The sequence below is a fragment of the Indiicoccus explosivorum genome, assembly GCF_002167005.1.
GTDB lineage: Bacteria > Bacillota > Bacilli > Bacillales_A > Planococcaceae > Indiicoccus > Indiicoccus explosivorum.
In genome coordinates this window covers 1-19,548 of sequence record NZ_NHTN01000024.1, presented here as the reverse complement: position 1 = coordinate 19,548, position 19,548 = coordinate 1, and the positions used below count along the sequence as shown (strand labels likewise).

Genomic DNA, 19,548 nt, shown 5'->3' with positions numbered 1-19,548 from the left:
CAGATGGCAAGCGATGTTTCCGGTCGGCGTTCCACGCAGGCGGACCGGTATGGCATCCTGCAAACTTTAAGGGATAAGGAAGGGTATAATGAGCAGCGTACAGAAGAAAACGGACGTCATTTTAATCGGTGCCGGCATCATGAGCGCCACGCTGGGATCATTGCTGAAAGAATTGGCGCCGGACTGGGAAATCAACGTATTTGAGAAACTCGACAGCGCGGGAAACGAAAGTTCGAATGAATGGAATAACGCGGGCACGGGCCACTCAGCACTTTGTGAATTGAACTATACGTCCGAAAAGCCGGATCGGTCGATCGATATCACGAAGGCTGTGCGGGTCAACGAACAGTTCCAGCTGTCCCGCCAATTTTGGGCACACCTCGTGGATGCCGGCCTTATTTCAGATCCGCAGGAATTTATCCGGCCGATTCCGCACCTGAGTTTCGTCCAGGGTGAAGCGAACGTGGACTTTCTGCAAAGACGATTCGAGACCCTTTCGGATAATCCGCTGTTTGAAGGAATGGAGTTTTCCGATGATCCGGAAAAGCTGAAGGAATGGATTCCGCTCATGATGGAAGGCCGGAATCCGGATGAAGCGATTGCCGCCACAAAAATCGATTCGGGCACTGACGTCAATTTCGGCGCGCTGACCCGTCTCCTGTTTCAGCACTTGGAAGGGCAAGGCGTCGACGTCAATTACCGGCACAGTGTGCAGGATATTAAACGGACAGCCGACGGAACATGGGAAGTGAAGGTCAAGGATTTGGACGGCGATAAGATCGAGACGCACACAGCCGATTTCGTCTTTATCGGCGCAGGAGGCGGTAGCCTTCCGCTGCTGCAGAAAACCGGCCTGCCGGAGTCGAAACGGGTCGGCGGTTTCCCGGTCAGCGGTCTGTTCCTTGTCTGCAATAAACCCGAGATAGCAGAAAAGCATCACGGAAAAGTGTACGGCAAGGCGAAAGTCGGTGCGCCGCCGATGTCGGTGCCGCATCTCGACACGCGGTACATCGATGGCCAAAAATCGCTGCTGTTCGGACCGTTCGCCGGTTTCTCGCCGAAGTTTTTGAAAACCGGTTCGAACTTGGATCTGATCGGTTCCGTGAAGCCGAACAATGTGTTCACCATGCTCGCGGCCGGCGCTAAAGAAATGAAACTGACCAAGTACCTCATCCAGCAAGTGCTCCTGTCGAATGAAAAACGGGTGGAAGAACTGCGTGAATTCATTCCGGAAGCCAACCTGGAGGATTGGGAAGTCGTGACAGCGGGTCAGCGCGTACAGGTGATCAAGGATACGGAAACCGGCGGAAAGGGGACACTCCAATTCGGCACGGAAATCGTCACGGCCGCCGACGGTTCAGTGGCTGCCCTGCTCGGCGCGTCGCCAGGCGCTTCGACGGCTGTCCACGCCATGCTTGATATTTTCGAACGGTGCTTCCCTGAACAGCTGGAAGAATGGAAGCCGAAGATCAAGGAAATGATCCCTTCTTACGGCGTATCGCTGTCAGAGAATGCGGAGCTTTTCCGGGAGATCCATGCGGCTACAGCGGAAACGCTCGGCCTCAGCGAAAAGAAACGGGGTCGCGTTACGGTGTAAAACATGATTGCATGATAGAAAAGCGTTCTCTGTAATCGGACGGATTACGGGGACCGCTTTTTTTTTTTTACGTTTAGTATTGCAAGGCTCTCTATTGGAGACCAGCACACCCCTACAGCAGCCGGTCACGGAAGAGGTGAAGCTGCCGGTCGGCGGACAGCGTTTTAAGGATGTGGACGCCGGCTGTGCTGTTGCCGCGCGGACCGATGGCAGGACCGATGATGCTGATCCCCATCTGTCCGGGCACCACACTCATGATTCCGCCGCTGACACCGCTTTTGCTGGGAAAACCGATTTCGATGGCGAATTCACCGGAGGCGTTGTACATTCCGGCCATGAACATGATCGTCACAGCGGTTTCCACGTGTTCCTCAGCGATGAGCCAGTCCTGTCTGCCGGGTATCTTCCCCCGGTTTGCAAGTACGCATCCGATATTCGCCAAATCATGAACCGTGACATTAATCGAATTGAACCGGAAATACAGGTCCAAAACATCCTCGACATCCGGTTCGATGAGTCCCATGCTTTCCATGAAATAGGCGAGGGACCGGTTACGGGCACCGGTTCTCTTTTCGGACTGGTAAACCTCCTCATTGAGCTTCAAGTCCGGATTGCCGGCAACCTGGCGGATGAAATCGAGGATCCTGCCAAAACGATCATCCACGTCCCGGCCTTTGATCATCGACGCTACCGCAATCGCCCCGGAATTGACCATTGGATTGAAGGGTTTATTCTTAGCTTCTGTTTCCAAATATTCCACGGTATTGAACGGGTCTCCGGTCGGTTCCTGTCCGACGATGGAAAACACTTGATCCTTTCCTTGGTCTTCCAGTGCCAAAAGCAGACTGAGCACTTTGGAAATGCTCTGGAGGGTGAAAATCTGTTGATGGTCGCCGGCTTCATAACTGCCGCCACCGCATTCAGTCAGGGCGATGCCCAAGGTATCGGGATCTGCTTCCCCCAGTTCAGGAATATAGCTGGCCACGCGGCCTTCCTTCGTATAGGGCCGGCTCTTTTCCAGCACTTCTTCAAGATAGGACTGCGTCATCTGCTGCATGTCGTCACTCCGCTTCCTTCGTAAGTTATTTTCTTATTCCCCTTCAATGGAATAAAGGAAACTTCCTGAAGTCCAAGCGGAAAAAAGCGGGCAGAGGAATGGCTCTTCCTCTGCCCGCTTTTCGTGTTTCTGCTGGCCGTCTATTTAAAAAACGGCACTTTTTTCAATGCGGCGACCACAGGGATCGCGATGATAAGGCCAACTGAATTCTGGACGATGTTGCCGGGAATGGAAGCTGCGGGAATGAGCCAGCTGCTGAAAATGATCGCTTCGCCAATGTAGTAGATCCCCAGCATGAAGGGGATCGACACGACTGCGGCAACGATGTTGAACCGGGTGCTGTTTCCCTGCCGGCCGCCTGACCAGGCGATCCGTCCCACAATATAACCCTGCAGTCCGCGCGCCAGAATGGTGATCGGCGCCCATAATGTCCAGCCGGACACTAAGTCGAACAGCCCCATCCCGACTGCGCCGGCAATGGCGCCTTTTTTAGGGCCGAACAGGATGGAGATGGTGAAAAGCATCGCCGTGCCGAGGTGGACCAGCCCGCCGTTTGCTGCGATGGGGAGCCGGATATTCAGCAGGAGCGTGGAAACGAACACCAGCGCGATCGCCATGGAAGTCAAAATAAGATCGAAGGTGCGGCCGTTCGAATAACTCACTGTTTTTTGCATAATGAATGATACTCCTTTCCGTCTTCATTGTTTAGAGTAACTTTAGCAGTTAACTGGACTGTATAAAAGGATCAGTTTGAATAAAAAAAGAGTGGCCAGTTTTAGGCGAAGCCTTTCTTCTGTTGGCCGTTAATCTATAAAAACAAACGGCGAGCGTGTAAAATAGTAAACAGAACGATAGCGAAGCGGCAATAAATCAGAAAGAAATGATAGGGGATCATTCAAATGATGAGGGAACAGACAAGATATTCGAGGCTGGCGAATATCACGGAAATCATCAACACCAAACTGGAGCTGCGAGAAGTTCTGCAGCATGTCACGCAGGCGATATCCGAGGAAATTGTGACATGCAATTCCGTCGGGATTTTTCTGCCGCATGAAGACGGGACATTCAGAGGGTTTGCGGGAAAACCGGAAATGATGACCGGAATGACACTGGAGTCACAGATCATCGACCCGGAGATCGATCTGCTGGCGAAAGAAGTGATCGAGACCCAAAAAACGATTTACATTCCGGACACCTCGAAGGACAGCAGACCGGATCCCCGTTCTGTAGAAGCGTTTCAGATTAAATCCCTTCTGGGACTGCCGATTTCCTTTGAACAGGAACTGTTCGGCCTTGTCTTTTTGTTCGATTACGGTTCTCCGATGCACTTGACGGAATCGGAAATCCAAAGCGTGGAAGCGTACGTGAATATGGCGGCTGTTGCAATCCGGAACGCATCCAATTTGAAGCAGAAAGAGGATCTGCTCGCTGAAAAGCAATTACTGCTGGACGTGACACGTGATCTGTCGATGTGTTCATCGGTACAGGAAAGCTTGGACAAGTGCTTTTTCTACTTGAAAAAAGTCTTGGACAGCCGCAACATCTCTGTCCATCTCCTCGGATCTCCTGAAAAACAGGCGGTGACATCCAGCAGGCGGGACAGCGGAGCCGACTGGACAGAGCAGGACTGGGATAAGGCATTGGCGGAAGCGGGGAAAGAAGACTACGCAACGATGATCCGACATGTCGCCGACACCCGGCAGACGGCCGCTTTACCGGATAACGAAGAAGCCGGCATGCTGATGATTCCGCTCGTCTCCACAGGTGAAGTTTTGGGCGTCCTGACAGCTGCCGGCAATGAAACCGCGGTCCGTCACTTCGGCAAGTCCCAAATCCGGCTGGCCACTTCGATCGCCGATGCCACCGCTCCGGTCCTTTCGAATCTGTCTTACATGGATCAGCTGGAGAGCAGGGTGGAACAGCGGACCAGTGAACTGGCGGCAGCGAATGAAAGGGTCACGAGTGTCATTGAAAGTATCACAGACGGCTTCTTCACGCTGAATGAGGAATGGGAGTTCACATATATCAACCGGCATCAGTACTTGCCCGACGGCATCACGCGCGAGGACGTGTTAGGAAAGAATGTCTGGGAAGTATTTCCCGAAAGTGTGAACTCGATCATATACAGGGAATTTCACCGCGCGATGTCCGAAAGGGTATCCGTGAATTTTGAAATCCCTTCCGTTACCGACGATCATTGGTTTGAGGTGATTGCGTACCCATACGACGAAGGTATCTGCTGCCTCTTCAAAAATATCTTTGAAAAGAAAAAGTATGAAAAGGAATTGAGAAGGCTGTCGAACCTGAATCTGATCGGCCAGATGGCTGCCGGCATCAGTCATGAGATCAGGAATCCGATGACCACCGTCAGGGGATTCCTGCAGCTGCTGAAAAAGCAGGAGGACCTTAAAGAGCATCATCAGCATTTCGGCCTGATGATCGAGGAACTCGACCGCGCGAATTCCATCATTACGGAATTTCTTTCCGTCGGGAATACGAAAACATCCCGACTGGAAATGCTCGACTTGAACAAAATCCTCCAGGATATCGCGCCTCTCATAAAGATCGATACGCTGAACCAGAATAAGCAGATCCGCTTCAACACGAACGATATTCCGGAACTGCTGCTGAACCGGACAGAGATCCGGCAGCTGATTGTAAACCTGTACCGCAATGGCCTTGAAGCGATGCAGCCGGGACAGGAATTGACGATCAGCACGTACATGGATGGTGACGGCTGCGCCGTCTTGGCGGTCCAGGACGAAGGAGAAGGGATCCGCCCGGAGGTGCTGGAAAAACTGGGGACGCCGTTTTACACGACGAAGGATGAAGGGACAGGTCTGGGTCTTGGCATTTGCTACGCCATCGCGGCCCGTCATCATGCAAAAATTGAAATCCAGACCGGGCCGGGCGGGACGGCTTTTCTGACCAGATTCCCCTGCTGAATCCTTGATTGTTCCGGTTCCCTTGGCGGCACTGTCTCCGGAAATGGAGAGATGCCGCCTCTTCTGTGTTTTCCGGTCCGCCGCGAAGGGTATGGAACTTCCATAAGGAAGCGCAAAAACCAGAACGAAGCGGATCATGAAAAAAGAGACCAGCGATCGGCTCTTTTTTTATGGTCTGCATGAGAGGAGGAGCGACGTGGAGTCAATTTGGCTGGAATATGGATGGACGCTGCTGATTCTGATTGGGCTGGAAGGCTTGCTGTCCGCGGATAACGCGCTCGTACTGGCGGTCATTGCAAAGCATTTGCCCGAGGATCAGAAAAAGAAAGCTATCAACTATGGGATCATCATGGCGTTCGTTTTCCGGTTTGCGGCGCTTTTCGCAATTTCATTCATCGCGAACGTCTGGCAGGTGCAGGCGATCGGGGCAGCGTATCTGCTGTATCTCGGGCTGAAGCATGTCATTCAGGCGCGGTTCGGTAAAGAGAACGAAAACATTGACGAAGAGATCGAAGAGGAATCGGCCGGCAAGGGCTTCTGGCCGACCGTCGGAAAAATCGCACTGGCGGATCTCGCGTTCGCCATCGACTCGATCCTTGCGGCGGTCGCGCTGGCACTCGGCCTGCCGGATTCACCGCTCGGCGATTTCGGCGGCATGGACGCAGGGCAGTTCATCGTCGTGGTTCTCGGCGGTATCGCGGGTCTGATTCTGATCAAATATGCGGCCACGTGGTTCGTCAAACTGCTGGATCAGCGGCCGGCACTGGAGACGACCGCTTATGCGATTGTGGCATGGGTCGGTGTCAAACTGGCGGTCATCACGCTCGCGCATGAGGACATTCACGTCCTGCCGCACGATTTTCCGCACAGTACTGTATGGACACTGATTTTCTATGGTGTCCTCGTGGCGATTGCGCTGCTCGGCTGGTTTGCGCCCGGCAATAAAAGCGCGCGGAACCTGGAAGACTGACAGTTTTCGCGCAAACCGGAAAAATGGACTAAAGCAGGCGGGAAGAGGGGACAGATTCCTCTTCCTGCCTTTTCAAGTGGCATTCGTTCCAATGCAAACAGTTTTCAAACACGGCGGACAGGTGTAAAATGGAGTGGTTGTACAAAACAGATGCGGTTCTCCGGCGGAGAGGCAGATTCCTGGCTCTTTTTCACTGCAGCTAGCCGGCGGAGCAATGGGTTTATTTATTTGGAAGGAGCGATAGGGTTGGAGTCAATTTGGCTGGAATACGGCTGGACGCTGTTGATATTGATCGGTCTCGAGGGACTGTTGTCCGCGGATAATGCGCTCGTGCTGGCGGTCATTGCGAAACACTTGCCCGAAGATCAGAAGCGGAAGGCGATCAACTATGGGCTGATCATGGCGTTCGTTTTCCGATTTGCGGCACTTTTCGCGATTTCATTCATCGCGAATATCTGGCAGGTGCAGGCGATCGGTGCGGCTTACCTGCTGTACCTCGGACTGAAGCACATCATCCAGGCCCGGTTCGGTAAAGAGAATGAAAACATCGATGAAGAAATCGAAGAGGAGTCCAGAGGCAAAGGGTTTTGGCCGACCGTCGGAAAAATCGGTCTGGCGGATCTCGCATTCGCCATCGACTCGATTCTAGCGGCGGTCGCGCTGGCACTCGGCCTGCCGGATTCACCGCTCGGCGATTTCGGCGGCATGGACGGCGGGAAATTCCTGATCGTGGTGCTCGGCGGCGTCTCAGGCCTCATCCTCATCAAGTTCGCGGCGACATGGTTCGTCAAACTGCTGGATCAGCGGCCCGCTCTCGAAACGACGGCGTATGCGATCGTTGCCTGGGTCGGCGTCAAACTCGGGGTCATCACGCTTTCCCATGAGGAAATCGGCATCCTGCCCCACGAATTCCCGCACAGCACACCGTGGACGCTCACATTCTATGGTGTACTCGTCGGTATCGCATTGCTGGGCTGGTTCGGCTCCGGCAAAAAGACAGAGGGGAACGTTTCTTAACCCTTATCAATGAAAACAGAAAAAGCTGTCCGGAAGTCATAATCCGACTTCCGGACAGCTTTTTTCGTTTGATCAGTAGTATCGCCAGGATTTCTCATAAAGTTCGATCAGGTTGGGCCGGATCAGCGTATTCGGCTCGAGGGCGACAGCTTTGCCGCTGCCGTCCGTGATCTCCCGGTCCTCATCCTTGCCGAAGGCACTCAGAGCCGGCAACAGCTCTTCCGTCAAGTAGCGGGTTTCACCGATCAGATCCAGCTCCGCCAGCGCAATGGGCTGACGGGAAGCGAGCACAAACCCCCAGCCGCCGAAACTCGGGATATCGGCATGCAGGTTCACTGTCTCCAGGCCGGCGGCTTCGATCGTCTCATCGATTGTCCAATAGACCCGCGGAGCGAACACCGGACTCGTCGCCTGGACCATCATGGCGCCATCCGGCTGAAGGCGGTTCCGTGCGAGCGAATAAAACTCCTGTGTATACAATTTATTCAGCGATTCATTGTTCGGATCCGGCAGATCGGCGATGATGACATCATAGAACCCTTCAGCATCCTCAAGAAACCGGAAAGCGTCTTCGTTCACGATTGTCACCCGCGGATCATCCAGTGCCCCGCCGTTCAGTTCGGTCAGCAGATGGTGTTCCTGTGCCAGTTCAGTCATTGCCGGATCCAGATCGACGAGCGTGATGCGTCCGATATCCTCGTACTTCAGCAGTTCCCGGACCGCCAGGCCGTCACCGCCGCCGAGGACAAGAACCCGGTCATGGCGCGTTGCAGCCGCCATGGCAGGATGGACGAGGATTTCATGGTAGCGGTGCTCGTCCGACGAGCTGAACTGGAGCTGTCCGTCGAGATAGAGCCGGGTATCCCCCTGTTCCCTCGTCAGGACGATCTGCTGGTAAGCCGTCTGCTCCGAATGGATAATCGGATCCTGATACAGCTTCTGCTCGAAGTGGAAAGCCGCTTCTTCACCGAACAGAGCGCCCAATACGAGGAGGGCGGTGAACAGGAAGCCGAACGATGCGTGGATCCGGAACCGCTTCAATTCGGCGCGGAAATGGAACACGATCCATAAAGCGACCGCCACGTTGACGAGCGCGACGAGGAAGGAGGTCTTGACGAGCCCGAAATACGGACGGAGCAGGAACAGGAACAGCAGGCCGCCGATGAGACCGCCTGCATAGTCGAAAAACAGCACTTTTGCGGCGCTTTTCTGAAGGGAGACGCCGATTTCATTCGCCTTGCGGATCAGGACAGGCAGTTCGACACCGGTCAGCGTGCCGACGAGGAGGGTCACGCTGTAGAGGAACAGGGCGCCGGTCCCGTCCGGCAAATAAGCGGTGACACCGAACAGGAGCATCGCGGAAAATCCGCCGATCAGGCCGATCCCGTATTCGATCCAAATAAAGGATAAGATCAAGTTCTTCGTCATTTTCTCGCTGATATACGCGCCGATTCCCATTCCCGTCAGGAACAGGGAAATGATCAGTGTGTACTGCTTCACCCCATCGCCGAGGATATAGGAACCGAGCGCGCCGAACAGCACTTCAAAAATGATTCCGCAAATCGATACGATTCCGGATGCGTAGTAAATGGCCCGGCTTTTCCGGACTGCCTGCTGTGTGGTCATACGAACACCGCCTTATGTGATGGAAGCACCGATGACGAAAGCGAGACCGACGGATACAGCGAATGCGATGATGCCCGTCGCCGTGTTGTTCTCTTTCAGCTGCTGCTCCACCGAAAAGCGCGGTGTCAGCACTTCGAACAGCAAGTACGCGATCAGCTGAAGGGCCAGGCCGTACAGGCCCCAGACAACGGTCTGCCAAATTGTATCGTTATGGAAAATCGCGAACGCGATGATGATGCTTGTGCCGATGATTTTACCGGCAATCGACAGCGCGACCGCCGTGTTGCGGTTTTTGACTTCTTCCCAGTCCTTGTACTTTCTCGTCATCAGTTCGAAGACGAACAGGCCGACTACAATGACAGCAACGGCTGCCGCGAAATACAGAAACGTCAGTAAGAATGGATTCACTGCATTATCCCCTTTGCCTTAAGTTATTTTCCTTCTCCGGGTCCGCCTCCGCGGAACGCTGCCCCGCGACCGAATGTGCCTGCCGGAAAGGCGCCGTACGCACCGCCTCCCGAATAGCAGCCGCCCGTCTGTGCGCACCGGTTCTGCTGCGTGCTCACCCAGCCCCGTCCGAGGCGGTCGTTGAGGAACGAGCCGACGAACATGCCGGTGAAGAAGCCGGGGTGGTAGTGCCTCCGGACGAATTCATCTTCCGCCACCTCAACGAGCGTCGCGCCTGGATTTTCCGGATCTTCCGTCAGGATGACGAATTCATCATCATAGACAAGCACTTGCCGGCCGTCGGTTGCCTCACCGATCTGTTCCGGTTCTTCGACACCGATCAGCTCCTCGGCAGTCTCTTGGAGTCCGAGATCCGAACGGTACAGCAAGGCCCGGTCGTTCTGGACGGCATTGTTCTGGATCGCATCGACGAACGTGTAGTTCTGATCAATATAGTCATCGGCGCCCATGAGGCCGCAGGCGGCAAGAAACACCGTCAAGGCAGCCAGGACGCACAGCCAGCCTTTTTTTGCCATACACAACACCCTAACTGAACAAAGGCGGCCTGACGCAGAGGAGCAGGCCGCGGTTCGTTATTCTTTGCCGAGCTTACGTTTCAGTTCCGCCAGTTCATCGTCCACTTCACTCGTTTTTTTCAATGAAGCCAGTTCATCGTCGATGCTCCGGGAGTCCGAGCGCATCTCTTCCGATACGTCAGCCTCCGCTTCGAACCGCATCACTTTTTCTTCCATCCGGTCGAATCCGCGCCGGGATTCATCTCCGCCGACAGAAGACATCGAACGGTTGATCTTAGTGCGGGTCTTCGCTGATTCCGCCCGCGCTTTCAGAGAGTCCTGCTTCAGTTCCATCTCCTCATACTCGCGTTTCATTTCCGCCAGCTTTTCGCGGAGGACCGCCACATCCGAGGAAGCCTGTTCGTACGCCTGCTTCATCGTCTCGGCCTGTTTGGCGTGGTTCTGTTTGTCTTCAAGCGCCCGGCGCGCCAAGTCGTCGTTGCCGGCTTCCAGCGCTTCGACCGCCTGGCTCTGCCGTTTTTCGGCCATGGCCGACGCGTCTTCGTACTTTTTCTGAAGCATTTTTTCGTTCGCCAGCTGTTTGGCGACCGCCGTTTCCGCTTCGCGGATATCCGCAGACATCTCGCGCATGAACTGGTCGAGCATTTTGACCGGATCTTCCGCCTTATCAAGCGCCGCGTTGAGCTCCGAACCGACGTACGTCTTCATCCGCTTAAAAAATCTGAACATGTTCCCGCCTCCTGTTAATTTCAGCTTCCAGCTAAAATAGTGAATTCATATTCTTCGACTTCCTGTCCGTGGCTCACTTCCATGTCTCCGCCCCAGACTTCGACGGATAAAAAGTACTCACCCGACTCATCCGTGTAATCATAGTACGATACGGTCTTCCCATGGACATTCCGGCTGCTGCCTTCCCCTGATGTCCGGGCCTGGCCCTGTTCTTCCAAGTGGTACGTCCGGCCGTCGTACTCGATTTGCGCAGCGCCCGGTTCAAGGCCGGGAATCCGGACGGTCTCATAAATACCGGCCTCAAATTCGTCGTCCAGTTCCGTGCTCAGCCACAGTTTCCGGCCGGATGCTGTCAGTTGATAAGCATCCCACGTATATCCGCTGTCGTTGTAGTGGATTTTGCCCGTCACTTCATAATCGGCCAAGTCATATGTTACAAAATCCCCGACGCGCAAATTGAGAAGCGTCCGTTTTTCAGCTTTTGGCGGTCCTTTGTCTTTTCCTTTGAATAAACGATCGAACAGCCCCATTTTTCCACCTCGCCCGTCATGAACTCAATCACGTAATCCATTCCTGTTAACCGTACCACAAACCCGCCAGTCCTGCGTCCCTTCATTAATTACCAGCCGAAGGCATAAACGGATATAATGAATATACGGAAGACGTGCGGATAGGTTCCGAAGTTTGCGGGAAAACCCAGAAAAATCTCCGCTGGCCGTTTCCCGGCCGGTCACCCGGATTTGCGCACCATAAAACTCATGTGGCGCCCCGCCTGTCTGTTTTGGCGGTAGGAGAAGCCCTCGGCGCTGCCGAATGTGCACGTCCGGTCGATGGCGATCTGTTCCGGCGGGATGCCGGCAAGCTCGCACTGCCTTTTCACTGTCAGCTGATTGTCGATATGGTATTTGTGCGTCTCTTCATTGAAATAAATGAATTCATCCGCGTAGCCGAGCGCATGGAACCGCTTGAACACATCTTCATCCACTTCGAACCGCTCCTGGCTCAATGCGGCACCGAGCTGGATCCGGAAATCCTCCGGGCGGCAGTGCCGTTCTTGTATAAGATGGTCAAAAAGATCGGACGTGATCTCTTTCACGGTCCCTTGCCAGCCGGAGTGGATGACGCCGATCAGCCCTTCTTTCCTGTTCCAGAACATGACGGGCACGCAGTCGGCTGAAAAAGAAGCCAGCACGAGATCCGGTTCATACGTGTACAGCGCGTCCGTATCCGGGATGGCTGTCTCCATCCGGTCTGCGCCTTTCCCTTTTTCGGCAGCCGTCACTTCGTGGAAGTTGGCGCTGTGCGTCTGTCTGGCGCAGACAAGATCGTTCAGCCGGAACCCGATGAAACCGGTGAAGCTTTTCCGGTTCCCGAGAACGGTTTCCGGACTGATGCAGCTGTGGAGCGCCATATTATTGTTTTCCGGTAAATGGTCCGATTTCAACGTCATGCCGGCGATGAAGTTGTCATCATCCAAATAAATTTTTGTTTTCATCATGATCACCCGACTCAAATATAGTAAAGAGCGGACGCGATGTACAGCTGGAGGGGCAGCAAGAGTTTGAATCCGGACGGAAGGGGGATATCATGAAGGCAGGAGAGCTGCAGAAGCAGCGGAAGATATATTCAGACAGAGAGATGGGGGATACTATGCAGGACAGCAGTTCGGAAATTTCACCCGGCCGGCCTCCCGCGGCGGAACCGCCCGGTTTCTGGCCGCTCGGCAGGCTTGTTTCATTCCGGAAAGAGGCGCGGGGCCGAATCGATATGGTATGTGAACACGGATTTTTGTCCGCCGCCTTCTGCGGGAACCGGACGGTCCGGATCACGGTGGATTCCCGTCCCGCTCCGCCGGAAGGCAGTTTCGCCGTACGGAGCCACCCCGATTACATGGAGGCGACACTATCGGAGGAAGAAAAGCAGCTAAGACTGGCGGCCGGCGGATTGGTGCTCACGGTCGATAAAGAAACGGCCGCCGTGACGGTTTTCGATCAGGAGGGCAAGCTGCTGCTGGCGGATGTACCCGGCGGAACAGGGTTCAGCGGCCGGACGGAAGCGCACTGCAGGAAGCAGCTGGACGATGCGGACCGCTTCTACGGGTTCGGAGAGAAGACCGGTTTTCTGGATAAACGGGGCGACAGACTGGTGATGTGGAACTCGGACGTCTTCGCTCCGCATAATCCGGAAACGGACCCGCTCTACCAGTCCATCCCGTTCTTCCTGACGCTCCGGAACGGCAATGCGCATGGGCTGTTCCTCGACAGCACCGCGAAAACCGTCTTCGATATGAAAGGGCAGTCCGGCCATTATACCTTTTCTTCGGATTCAGGCGGACTGGATTACTATATTTTTGCCGGTCCGTCACTGAAGGATGTCATCGGCCAGTACACGGAGCTGACCGGACGGATGCCGCTTCCGCCGAAATGGGCGCTCGGTTACCATCAGTCCCGCTATAGCTATGAATCGGAGCAGGAAGTGAGGGAACTGGCCGCCCGGTTTAAGGAGCAGGAGATCCCGCTCGATGCCATCTATTCGGATATTCATTACATGGACGATTACCGGGTATTCACGTTCGATCAAGAGCGGTTCCCGGACCCGGCGGGGCTGATCCGGGATTTGAAGAGCGAGGGAATCCGGCTCATTCCGATTGTGGACCCCGGCGTGAAAAAGGATCCGGAATACCGGGTCTATAAGGAAGGCGTCGCCGACGATCATTTCTGCAGATTCCTTGAAGGGGACGTGTTTTTCGGGGATGTCTGGCCGGGGACGAGCGCGTTCCCGGACTTCACGGAAGCACAGACACGCCACTGGTGGGGCGAAAACCATGCGTTCTACACCGAAATGGGTGTGGAGGGCATCTGGAATGACATGAACGAGCCGTCAGTTTTCAATGAAACAAAGACAATGGACCTGGGAGTGGTCCACCGGAACGGAGGGAATCCGAAGACCCACCGCGAACTGCACAACGCCTATGGGCTTCTGATGAGTGAAGCGACTTACGAAGGGCTGAAGCGGCAGCTGGCGGGCAGGCGGCCGTTCGTGCTGACCCGTGCCGGCTACGCCGGCATCCAGCGCTGGGCCGCTGTCTGGACGGGGGACAACCGCAGTTTCTGGGAACACCTCCAGATGGCGCTGCCGATGTGCATGAACCTCGGCATGTCCGGTGTGGCGTTCAGCGGGCCGGACGTCGGCGGATTCGCCCATCACGCATCGGGTGAGTTGCTCGCCCGCTGGACACAGGCAGGCGCATTCATGCCTTACTTCCGGAACCATAGCGTTCTCGGCTCGGACCGCCAGGAGCCCTGGTCGTTCGGCGAGAAGTACGGAGAGGTGATCCGGAATTCCATACAGGCGCGCTACGTCTGGCTTCCTTACCTTTACGGGCTGTTCAGGGAAGCGAGCACAACGGGCATCCCGGTCATGCGGCCGCTCGTGCTGGAATATCCGGACGATCCGGCTGTTTCCAATTTGGCAGACCAGTTCCTGGCAGGTCCCGATGTGCTCGTCGCACCGGTCCTCGTGCCGGGCCAGGAAAAGCGGATGGTGTACTTGCCGGAAGGGGAGTGGGTCGACTACTGGGAAGATACGATCCTGGAAGGCGGAAAGCACATCATCGCGGATGCGCCGCTCGATCGGCTGCCGCTTTTCATTAAAAACGGCGCCATCATCGTCCATGGACCTGTCCGCCGGAATGCAGAAGCGGAAATCGGTGAACTGGCGGTCCATTTGTACATCAAGGAACAGGCAGCCGGCTCGGCGCTTCTTTATGACGACGATGGCATCAGCCTGACGTATCGGGAAGGTTGCTATTTTGAAGAGCGGATGGAAGCGGAAGTCTCCGCAGGGAAAGTGGAGATCCGGACCGCTGTGCTGACGGATGGCTGGCACCCGGCATGGCGGAACCGCCGGAAATTCGTGCTGCACAACATAAAAAAGGGGACGGAGATCACGGTGGATGATGAACGGGTTCCTGAAAAACGCATCACTTACCATGATGGCCGGCAAAAGGCTGAGTTCCGCTGGACCGGTTTTGGCGGAGAAGCGGACGGGGAGACAGGAAAATGAAAAAACTGATGATCGGCGGTCTGGCCGCCGCACTGCTTTATACGGCCGTTCCGACTCTTACCGTGAAGAGGCTTCCGCTCGGCACTTATCGGAAAGGCGGCGTGCCAGGCACCATCGCCCTGACTTTTGACGACGGGCCGCATCCGCTCTATACACCGCGCCTCTTGGACTTGCTCAAACAGCATGAAGTGAAGGCGACATTTTTTGTGGTCGGCGAAAAAGCGGTCCGGTTTCCGGAACTGCTGCGCCGCATACATGAAGAAGGGCACGAAATCGCGGTCCACCATTACACGCACGTCAGCAATTGGCTTTTATCTCCCGCGGGATACAGGAGGCAGCTGGAAGACAGCATCCGGGTGATCTCCGGCATCACGGGCGTGCCTCCCCGTTATTACCGGCCGCCATGGGGGCATTTGACGCCGCTCACGCTTCTTTATTCAAAAAAACTCGGAATTGTGTTATGGTCAAGTACCGCGAAAGACTGGAAACGCGGCACGACAGAGAAAGAACTGTTCAGCCGGCTGAAGAAAGCGGATCCGGACGGAGGAATCATTCTGCTCCACGACAGCGGGGATACATTCGGTGCGGACAGCGAAGGGCCGGCCCGGCTGATTCCTGCGCTGGCGCGCTTTATTCCTGAAATGAAATCGGAAGGCGTCCGTTTCGTACCGATTCCGGAACTGCTTCAGAACAGGTGACGACAGAGCGGAAAGGGGATTCCCAGTGGCTTACAAAGTATTGATATTGCCGATTTTCCAAATGCCCTCGGGCCACCATAAAGCCGCGGATACAGTTGCTGACCTTCTTCACCGGACGTTTCCGGCCATCGACTGCCATAAAAAAGACTTCATCACGTACTGCGGGAAGCGGCTGGAGACGGTCGTTTCCAAAAGCTATATTAAATGGATCAAGCACTTTCCCGCCTCCTATCAGTACGTCTATAGCCAAAGTATGCAGAAACCGAAAAAAGAACCGGATAAGGGTGCGTTCATGAAGCGGGTCGAGGAGTATTTCGACCGGAAGATGGAGGAAATGATCGCGGAAGAAAGCCCGGATCTGATCATCTGTACGCATTCATTCCCTTCCGGCATCCTTGACCGACTGAAGAGAAAAGGGACGCTTCTCACACCTGTGCTGAATGTATATACGGATTTTTTCATCAGCAGTTTTTGGGGGAAACAGCATATCGACTATCACTTTGCGCCGAATCCGGAGTGCAAGAGGCAGCTGACGGAGAAATACGGCATTGCGCCGGAACGGGTATTCGTGACCGGAATTCCGGTCCATCCGCTGTTCACGAAAAAAACGGAAAGAGAAAAAGGGCGTGCGAAACGGCTGCTTGTGGCAGGAGGCAACACCGGGCTTGGCAATATGGAAGAATTCATTTCGAAAATCAACGGGCAGCTTGCCCTTACGGTTCTGTGCGGGACGAACATGAAGTTATACCGGCAGCTGAAGGAGAAAAACTTTCCGAACACGGAAATTCATTCATACATCGATTCCCAGAAAAAGATGAACCGGATGTACGACCGGTCGGATGCCATTCTGACGAAGCCCGGCGGCATCACGGTAAGCGAAGCGCTGGCAAAACGGCTTCCGGTCTTCACCGTCCGCGCACTGCCCGGCCAGGAATATGAGAACCTGGAATATTTGGAAGAAAAGGGCCTGATCATCCGGCTGGATGAGGATGAAATGGCGGGTGCCCAGCTCGTTTCCATCCTGAACGATGAAGTCGCCGTGACAAAGCTGAAAGAACGGATCGAGCATTACCTCGGCGAATTCGAAATGCCGGTCAGCGAGGCACTGAAGCAGGTGTTCCGGGACCATTTCAAGACCGGGCCACTGCAGGAAGACCTGAAACGAAAAGGCGGATAGGGCTGTTTGGAAAGCCCGCTGATTAAAGCCAAGCTTCCGGCACGGCAGCTGATTGACACGTGTTGGCCTCATCGATTATAGTGGAACTAACAAATCCGATAGTGTGTTCTCCCAAAGGGGAGTAGCTTTTACAGCATAGCCGTCACTTCAGGGGCGACCCTCGGCTCTGCTGGCAGCGCCGACGCTGTTAGCCAGACCTTTGCCATTCCAAGGCAGAGGTCTTTTTATATGCCTGGAGCGCCGGAGAGGCATGCCGGGAAGGAGGGGGCGGCAAAGACTGACCCGCAGCGGCGGCTTGTAAAAGTGAAACCGGAATCAGAACTGAAAGGGAGGCAAATTGGATGGATATTGCATTGCTGCTGGAATACGGATGGGTATTGCTGCTGCTGATCGCTATCGAGGGACTTCTCGCGGCGGATAACGCGCTCGTTTTGGCGATCATGGTGAAACACCTGCCGGAAAAACAGCGCAAACGGGCGTTGTTTTACGGGCTGGCAGGTGCCTTCGTGTTTCGCTTCGCTTCACTGTTTGTCATTTCATTCCTGGTCGGTGTCTGGCAGGTGCAGGCACTCGGTGCCTTGTATCTGCTGTTCATCGCAGTGAACCACATTTTGCGGAAAACCGCGTTGAAGAAAAGAAATGTGACGGAGGATACGGAAAAGAGCGGGAAAGGGACAGGGTTTTGGGGGACGGTGGCCAAAGTCGAGCTTGCGGACATTGCGTTCGCGGTCGATTCCATCCTGGCTGCTGTTGCCCTTGCCGTGACGCTGCCCGATACAGGACTCCCGCCGATCGGCGGACTGGATGGCGGTAAGTTCCTTGTCATTTTCGCAGGCGGCCTGATCGGCCTGATCATCATGCGATTTGCGGCGAACTTCTTCGTGAACCTGCTCCAGGAGCGGCCGGGGTTGGAAATCGCCGCATTCGCCATCGTCGGCTGGGTCGGTGTCAAACTCGCAGTCTATACCCTTTCTCACCCCGACCTTGGCGTACTCGCTGAAGGTTTCGCAAAATCGCCGGAATGGAAAATCACGTTTTACACCGTGTTGCTTTTGATTGCTGCAGGCGGCTGGTTCCTGTCAAAAAAGAAACCGGCCAAAGAAGCGCAGTCATCAGCTTCCGCAGAATAATCGGGACTGCAGGTCAGCAGGTGATGCCGGAAAACTGCCGGCATCGCCTGTTTCATTTTCAATGAGGCATAAAGCGGCTGGAAGACGTTTCCTTGCGGCAAGTGATATAATAGCATGATGGATTTTAGAATCCTGCTGGAGGGAAATCATGTTTAGAACGATAACGATAGAAGAACTGATACCGCAGACCGAGAATGGGCAGATGACATTGATCGATGTCAGATCGCCATCGGAATACCGGGAATTCACCATGCCGGGCAGCATCAACATCCCGATTTTCAATGATGAAGAACGGGCTGAAGTCGGGACGCTCTATACGCAGGAATCCGTGGAGGCCGCCAAAGAACGCGGCCTTGAAATCGTCTCACAGAAACTGCCGTCTTTTATCAGGGCCATGCAGAATGTGCAGGGGGAGAAGACTGTTTTCTGCTGGCGGGGCGGCATGCGGAGTAAAACAGCGGCCACGCTGGCGGATCTTGCCGGTCTGAAGGTCAACCGGCTGGAAGGCGGCATCCGGGCGTACCGGAAATGGACGGTCAGCGAGCTCGAAGCGGCAGAAGTGCCGGAGCAGGCGATCATACTGAACGGGCTCACCGGATCGGGGAAAACGAAGGTGCTGGAAAAACTTACAGCAGAAGGGTATCCTGTCATCGATCTGGAAGGAATGGCCGGACATAAAGGGTCGATTTTCGGACATATCGCGGACAGCCCCAATAACCAGAAAACGTTCGACGCACTACTCGTCCGGCGGCTGCGGGAACTGAAGGATGAACCATACGTTCTGTTCGAGGCAGAGAACAGCCGGATCGGGAAAGTGGTTGTGCCGCCGTTCCTGATGGAGCTGAAGGAAACGAGTCCGCATATCGATATCCGGATGCCGGTGGAGAAGCGGATTGAAATCATCCTCGAAGACTACCAGCCGGAAAAGCATCAGCAGGAGTGCCTGGAAGCGTTCAGCCGGATCCGGTCGCGCATCCACACACCGGTCGCCGGCGAGATCGGCGCACAGCTGGAAGAAGGAAACTTCGCGCCCGCTGTCCGGCTGTTGCTGGAACATTATTATGACGCCCGCTATGCGCATAAAAAAGAGCAGCTGTCCGGCATCAGACAAGTGGAAGTCGCTGCTTCCGATTTGGAAGAAGCGGCCGGCCATGTCAAAAAAGCCATTGAAGAACTGAAGCGGGAAACGGATTGCCCGATCCGCTGAGGCGTCTTCCGGCGGTCCTTTCCGTCAAACAGCGAGATATAGAAAGCCGCAAGGAAGGCTGTCTGAAAAGATCAGAATACCTGTTTCCCGAACCATCCGGTCCGGATGGGGAAACCGGACGCTTTTTGACCCACACGATGTGGGAAATGCAGCCAGCGCGACAGGACGTCGCGATGCTGGCTGCCCCTATCTAAATTCACAGAAAAAAACCGACGCGAACACAAAAAGGAACGGGAGAGGGCTTAAAGTTCCGTCTTGCCGCCTTTTCGTTGGCAGTTTGCTTCTGAGAGACAGGGCCGGCAGAAGCCAGCGGAAATGCGAGACGCCTGCGGAAAAACGGACGGGCA

16 protein-coding genes and 2 pseudogenes are annotated in these 19,548 nt (G+C 54.9%); 10 read left to right on the top strand and 8 right to left on the bottom strand.

Annotated elements, in window-relative coordinates; all coding sequences use genetic code 11:
* Positions 1 to 88: 88 nt before the first annotated feature.
* Positions 89 to 1,597 carry a malate:quinone oxidoreductase gene (locus CCE92_RS08890; RefSeq protein ID WP_088007172.1) on the top strand — a complete coding sequence of 503 codons (1,509 nt, stop codon included), beginning with the start codon at positions 89 to 91 and terminating at the stop codon, positions 1,595 to 1,597.
* A gap of 112 nt (positions 1,598 to 1,709) precedes the next feature.
* On the opposite strand, the gene glsA is transcribed toward CCE92_RS08890, so the two are convergent.
* Positions 1,710 to 2,654, bottom strand: a complete 945-nt coding sequence (glsA, locus tag CCE92_RS08885) for a glutaminase A (RefSeq protein WP_206601397.1) — start codon at positions 2,652 to 2,654, stop codon at positions 1,710 to 1,712.
* A 140-nt stretch (positions 2,655 to 2,794) separates the two neighbouring features.
* On the bottom strand, positions 2,795 to 3,328 hold the full coding sequence (locus CCE92_RS08880; protein WP_088007171.1) for an ECF transporter S component: 534 nt from the start codon (positions 3,326 to 3,328) through the stop codon (positions 2,795 to 2,797).
* 225 nt (positions 3,329 to 3,553) lie between these two features.
* Between CCE92_RS08880 and CCE92_RS16400 the strand changes: the two are divergent.
* The 4 genes and pseudogenes from CCE92_RS16400 to CCE92_RS08865 form a co-directional block, all read left to right on the top strand.
* Positions 3,554 to 4,285, top strand: a pseudogene (locus tag CCE92_RS16400) (GAF domain-containing protein); the annotation flags it as partial.
* Between the two features lie 102 nt (positions 4,286 to 4,387).
* A pseudogene (locus CCE92_RS16395) lies at positions 4,388 to 5,599 on the top strand (ATP-binding protein); the annotation flags it as partial.
* A gap of 196 nt (positions 5,600 to 5,795) precedes the next feature.
* A complete protein-coding gene (locus CCE92_RS08870) occupies positions 5,796 to 6,569 on the top strand; it encodes a MeeY/MeeF family manganese export membrane protein (protein ID WP_088007169.1) in 774 nt (257 codons plus the stop codon).
* A gap of 246 nt (positions 6,570 to 6,815) precedes the next feature.
* The gene (locus tag CCE92_RS08865; RefSeq protein WP_088007168.1) at positions 6,816 to 7,586 is read left to right on the top strand and encodes a MeeY/MeeF family manganese export membrane protein; all 771 of its coding nucleotides are present in this window, start codon (positions 6,816 to 6,818) and stop codon (positions 7,584 to 7,586) included.
* 72 nt (positions 7,587 to 7,658) lie between these two features.
* Here CCE92_RS08865 and CCE92_RS08860 read toward each other — a convergent pair whose 3' ends face one another.
* The 6 genes from CCE92_RS08860 to CCE92_RS08835 all read right to left on the bottom strand — a co-directional run bounded on the left by CCE92_RS08860 (position 7,659) and on the right by CCE92_RS08835 (position 12,419).
* Entirely contained in the window at positions 7,659 to 9,212 is a 1,554-nt protein-coding gene (locus CCE92_RS08860) for a polyamine aminopropyltransferase (protein ID WP_088007167.1), read from the bottom strand.
* A gap of 12 nt (positions 9,213 to 9,224) precedes the next feature.
* Positions 9,225 to 9,620, bottom strand: coding sequence for a DUF350 domain-containing protein (locus tag CCE92_RS08855; RefSeq protein WP_088007166.1), 396 nt, complete (start codon positions 9,618 to 9,620; stop codon positions 9,225 to 9,227).
* A 23-nt stretch (positions 9,621 to 9,643) separates the two neighbouring features.
* Positions 9,644 to 10,195 carry a DUF4247 domain-containing protein gene (locus CCE92_RS08850; protein WP_088007165.1) on the bottom strand — a complete coding sequence of 184 codons (552 nt, stop codon included), beginning with the start codon at positions 10,193 to 10,195 and terminating at the stop codon, positions 9,644 to 9,646.
* 57 nt (positions 10,196 to 10,252) lie between these two features.
* Complete coding sequence (locus CCE92_RS08845) at positions 10,253 to 10,924, bottom strand: PspA/IM30 family protein (RefSeq protein ID WP_088007164.1); 672 nt, start codon at positions 10,922 to 10,924, stop codon at positions 10,253 to 10,255.
* 20 nt (positions 10,925 to 10,944) lie between these two features.
* Positions 10,945 to 11,454, bottom strand: a complete 510-nt coding sequence (locus CCE92_RS08840; RefSeq protein ID WP_088007163.1) for a DUF4178 domain-containing protein — start codon at positions 11,452 to 11,454, stop codon at positions 10,945 to 10,947.
* Between the two features lie 200 nt (positions 11,455 to 11,654).
* Positions 11,655 to 12,419 (bottom strand): purine nucleoside phosphorylase YfiH/LACC1 family protein, encoded by a 765-nt coding sequence (locus CCE92_RS08835; RefSeq protein ID WP_088007184.1) that lies wholly within the window; start codon positions 12,417 to 12,419, stop codon positions 11,655 to 11,657.
* A gap of 92 nt (positions 12,420 to 12,511) precedes the next feature.
* On the opposite strand from CCE92_RS08835, the gene CCE92_RS08830 reads away from it, so the two are divergent.
* From CCE92_RS08830 to mnmH, 5 genes are all read left to right on the top strand, one after another.
* Positions 12,512 to 14,989 carry a glycoside hydrolase family 31 protein gene (locus CCE92_RS08830; protein WP_241535947.1) on the top strand — a complete coding sequence of 826 codons (2,478 nt, stop codon included), beginning with the start codon at positions 12,512 to 12,514 and terminating at the stop codon, positions 14,987 to 14,989.
* Entirely contained in the window at positions 14,986 to 15,687 is a 702-nt protein-coding gene (locus CCE92_RS08825; RefSeq protein WP_241535946.1) for a polysaccharide deacetylase family protein, read from the top strand. The genes CCE92_RS08830 and CCE92_RS08825 overlap by 4 nt, the downstream gene beginning before the upstream one ends.
* Before the next feature lie 25 nt (positions 15,688 to 15,712).
* The gene (locus tag CCE92_RS08820) at positions 15,713 to 16,864 is read left to right on the top strand and encodes an MGDG synthase family glycosyltransferase (protein ID WP_088007162.1); all 1,152 of its coding nucleotides are present in this window, start codon (positions 15,713 to 15,715) and stop codon (positions 16,862 to 16,864) included.
* Between the two features lie 341 nt (positions 16,865 to 17,205).
* The gene (locus tag CCE92_RS08815; RefSeq protein ID WP_088007161.1) at positions 17,206 to 17,994 is read left to right on the top strand and encodes a MeeY/MeeF family manganese export membrane protein; all 789 of its coding nucleotides are present in this window, start codon (positions 17,206 to 17,208) and stop codon (positions 17,992 to 17,994) included.
* Between the two features lie 148 nt (positions 17,995 to 18,142).
* Complete coding sequence (gene mnmH / locus CCE92_RS08810; protein WP_088007160.1) at positions 18,143 to 19,201, top strand: tRNA 2-selenouridine(34) synthase MnmH; 1,059 nt, start codon at positions 18,143 to 18,145, stop codon at positions 19,199 to 19,201.
* Positions 19,202 to 19,548: the final 347 nt, after the last annotated feature.

Excerpts from the sequence above, each read along its gene's own strand:
- CCE92_RS08890 (WP_088007172.1), top strand. The coding sequence starts at position 89 with ATGAGCAGCGTACAGAAGAAAACGGACGTCATTTTAATCGGTGCCGGC.
- glsA (WP_206601397.1), bottom strand. The coding sequence starts at position 2,654 with ATGCAGCAGATGACGCAGTCCTATCTTGAAGAAGTGCTGGAAAAGAGC.
- CCE92_RS08880 (WP_088007171.1), bottom strand. The coding sequence starts at position 3,328 with ATGCAAAAAACAGTGAGTTATTCGAACGGCCGCACCTTCGATCTTATT.
- CCE92_RS08860 (WP_088007167.1), bottom strand. The coding sequence starts at position 9,212 with ATGACCACACAGCAGGCAGTCCGGAAAAGCCGGGCCATTTACTACGCA.
- CCE92_RS08850 (WP_088007165.1), bottom strand. The coding sequence starts at position 10,195 with ATGGCAAAAAAAGGCTGGCTGTGCGTCCTGGCTGCCTTGACGGTGTTT.
- CCE92_RS08845 (WP_088007164.1), bottom strand. The coding sequence starts at position 10,924 with ATGTTCAGATTTTTTAAGCGGATGAAGACGTACGTCGGTTCGGAGCTC.
- CCE92_RS08840 (WP_088007163.1), bottom strand. The coding sequence starts at position 11,454 with ATGGGGCTGTTCGATCGTTTATTCAAAGGAAAAGACAAAGGACCGCCA.
- CCE92_RS08835 (WP_088007184.1), bottom strand. The coding sequence starts at position 12,419 with ATGAAAACAAAAATTTATTTGGATGATGACAACTTCATCGCCGGCATG.
- CCE92_RS08830 (WP_241535947.1), top strand. The coding sequence starts at position 12,512 with ATGAAGGCAGGAGAGCTGCAGAAGCAGCGGAAGATATATTCAGACAGA.
- CCE92_RS08825 (WP_241535946.1), top strand. The coding sequence starts at position 14,986 with ATGAAAAAACTGATGATCGGCGGTCTGGCCGCCGCACTGCTTTATACG.
- CCE92_RS08815 (WP_088007161.1), top strand. The coding sequence starts at position 17,206 with ATGGATATTGCATTGCTGCTGGAATACGGATGGGTATTGCTGCTGCTG.
- mnmH (WP_088007160.1), top strand. The coding sequence starts at position 18,143 with ATGTTTAGAACGATAACGATAGAAGAACTGATACCGCAGACCGAGAAT.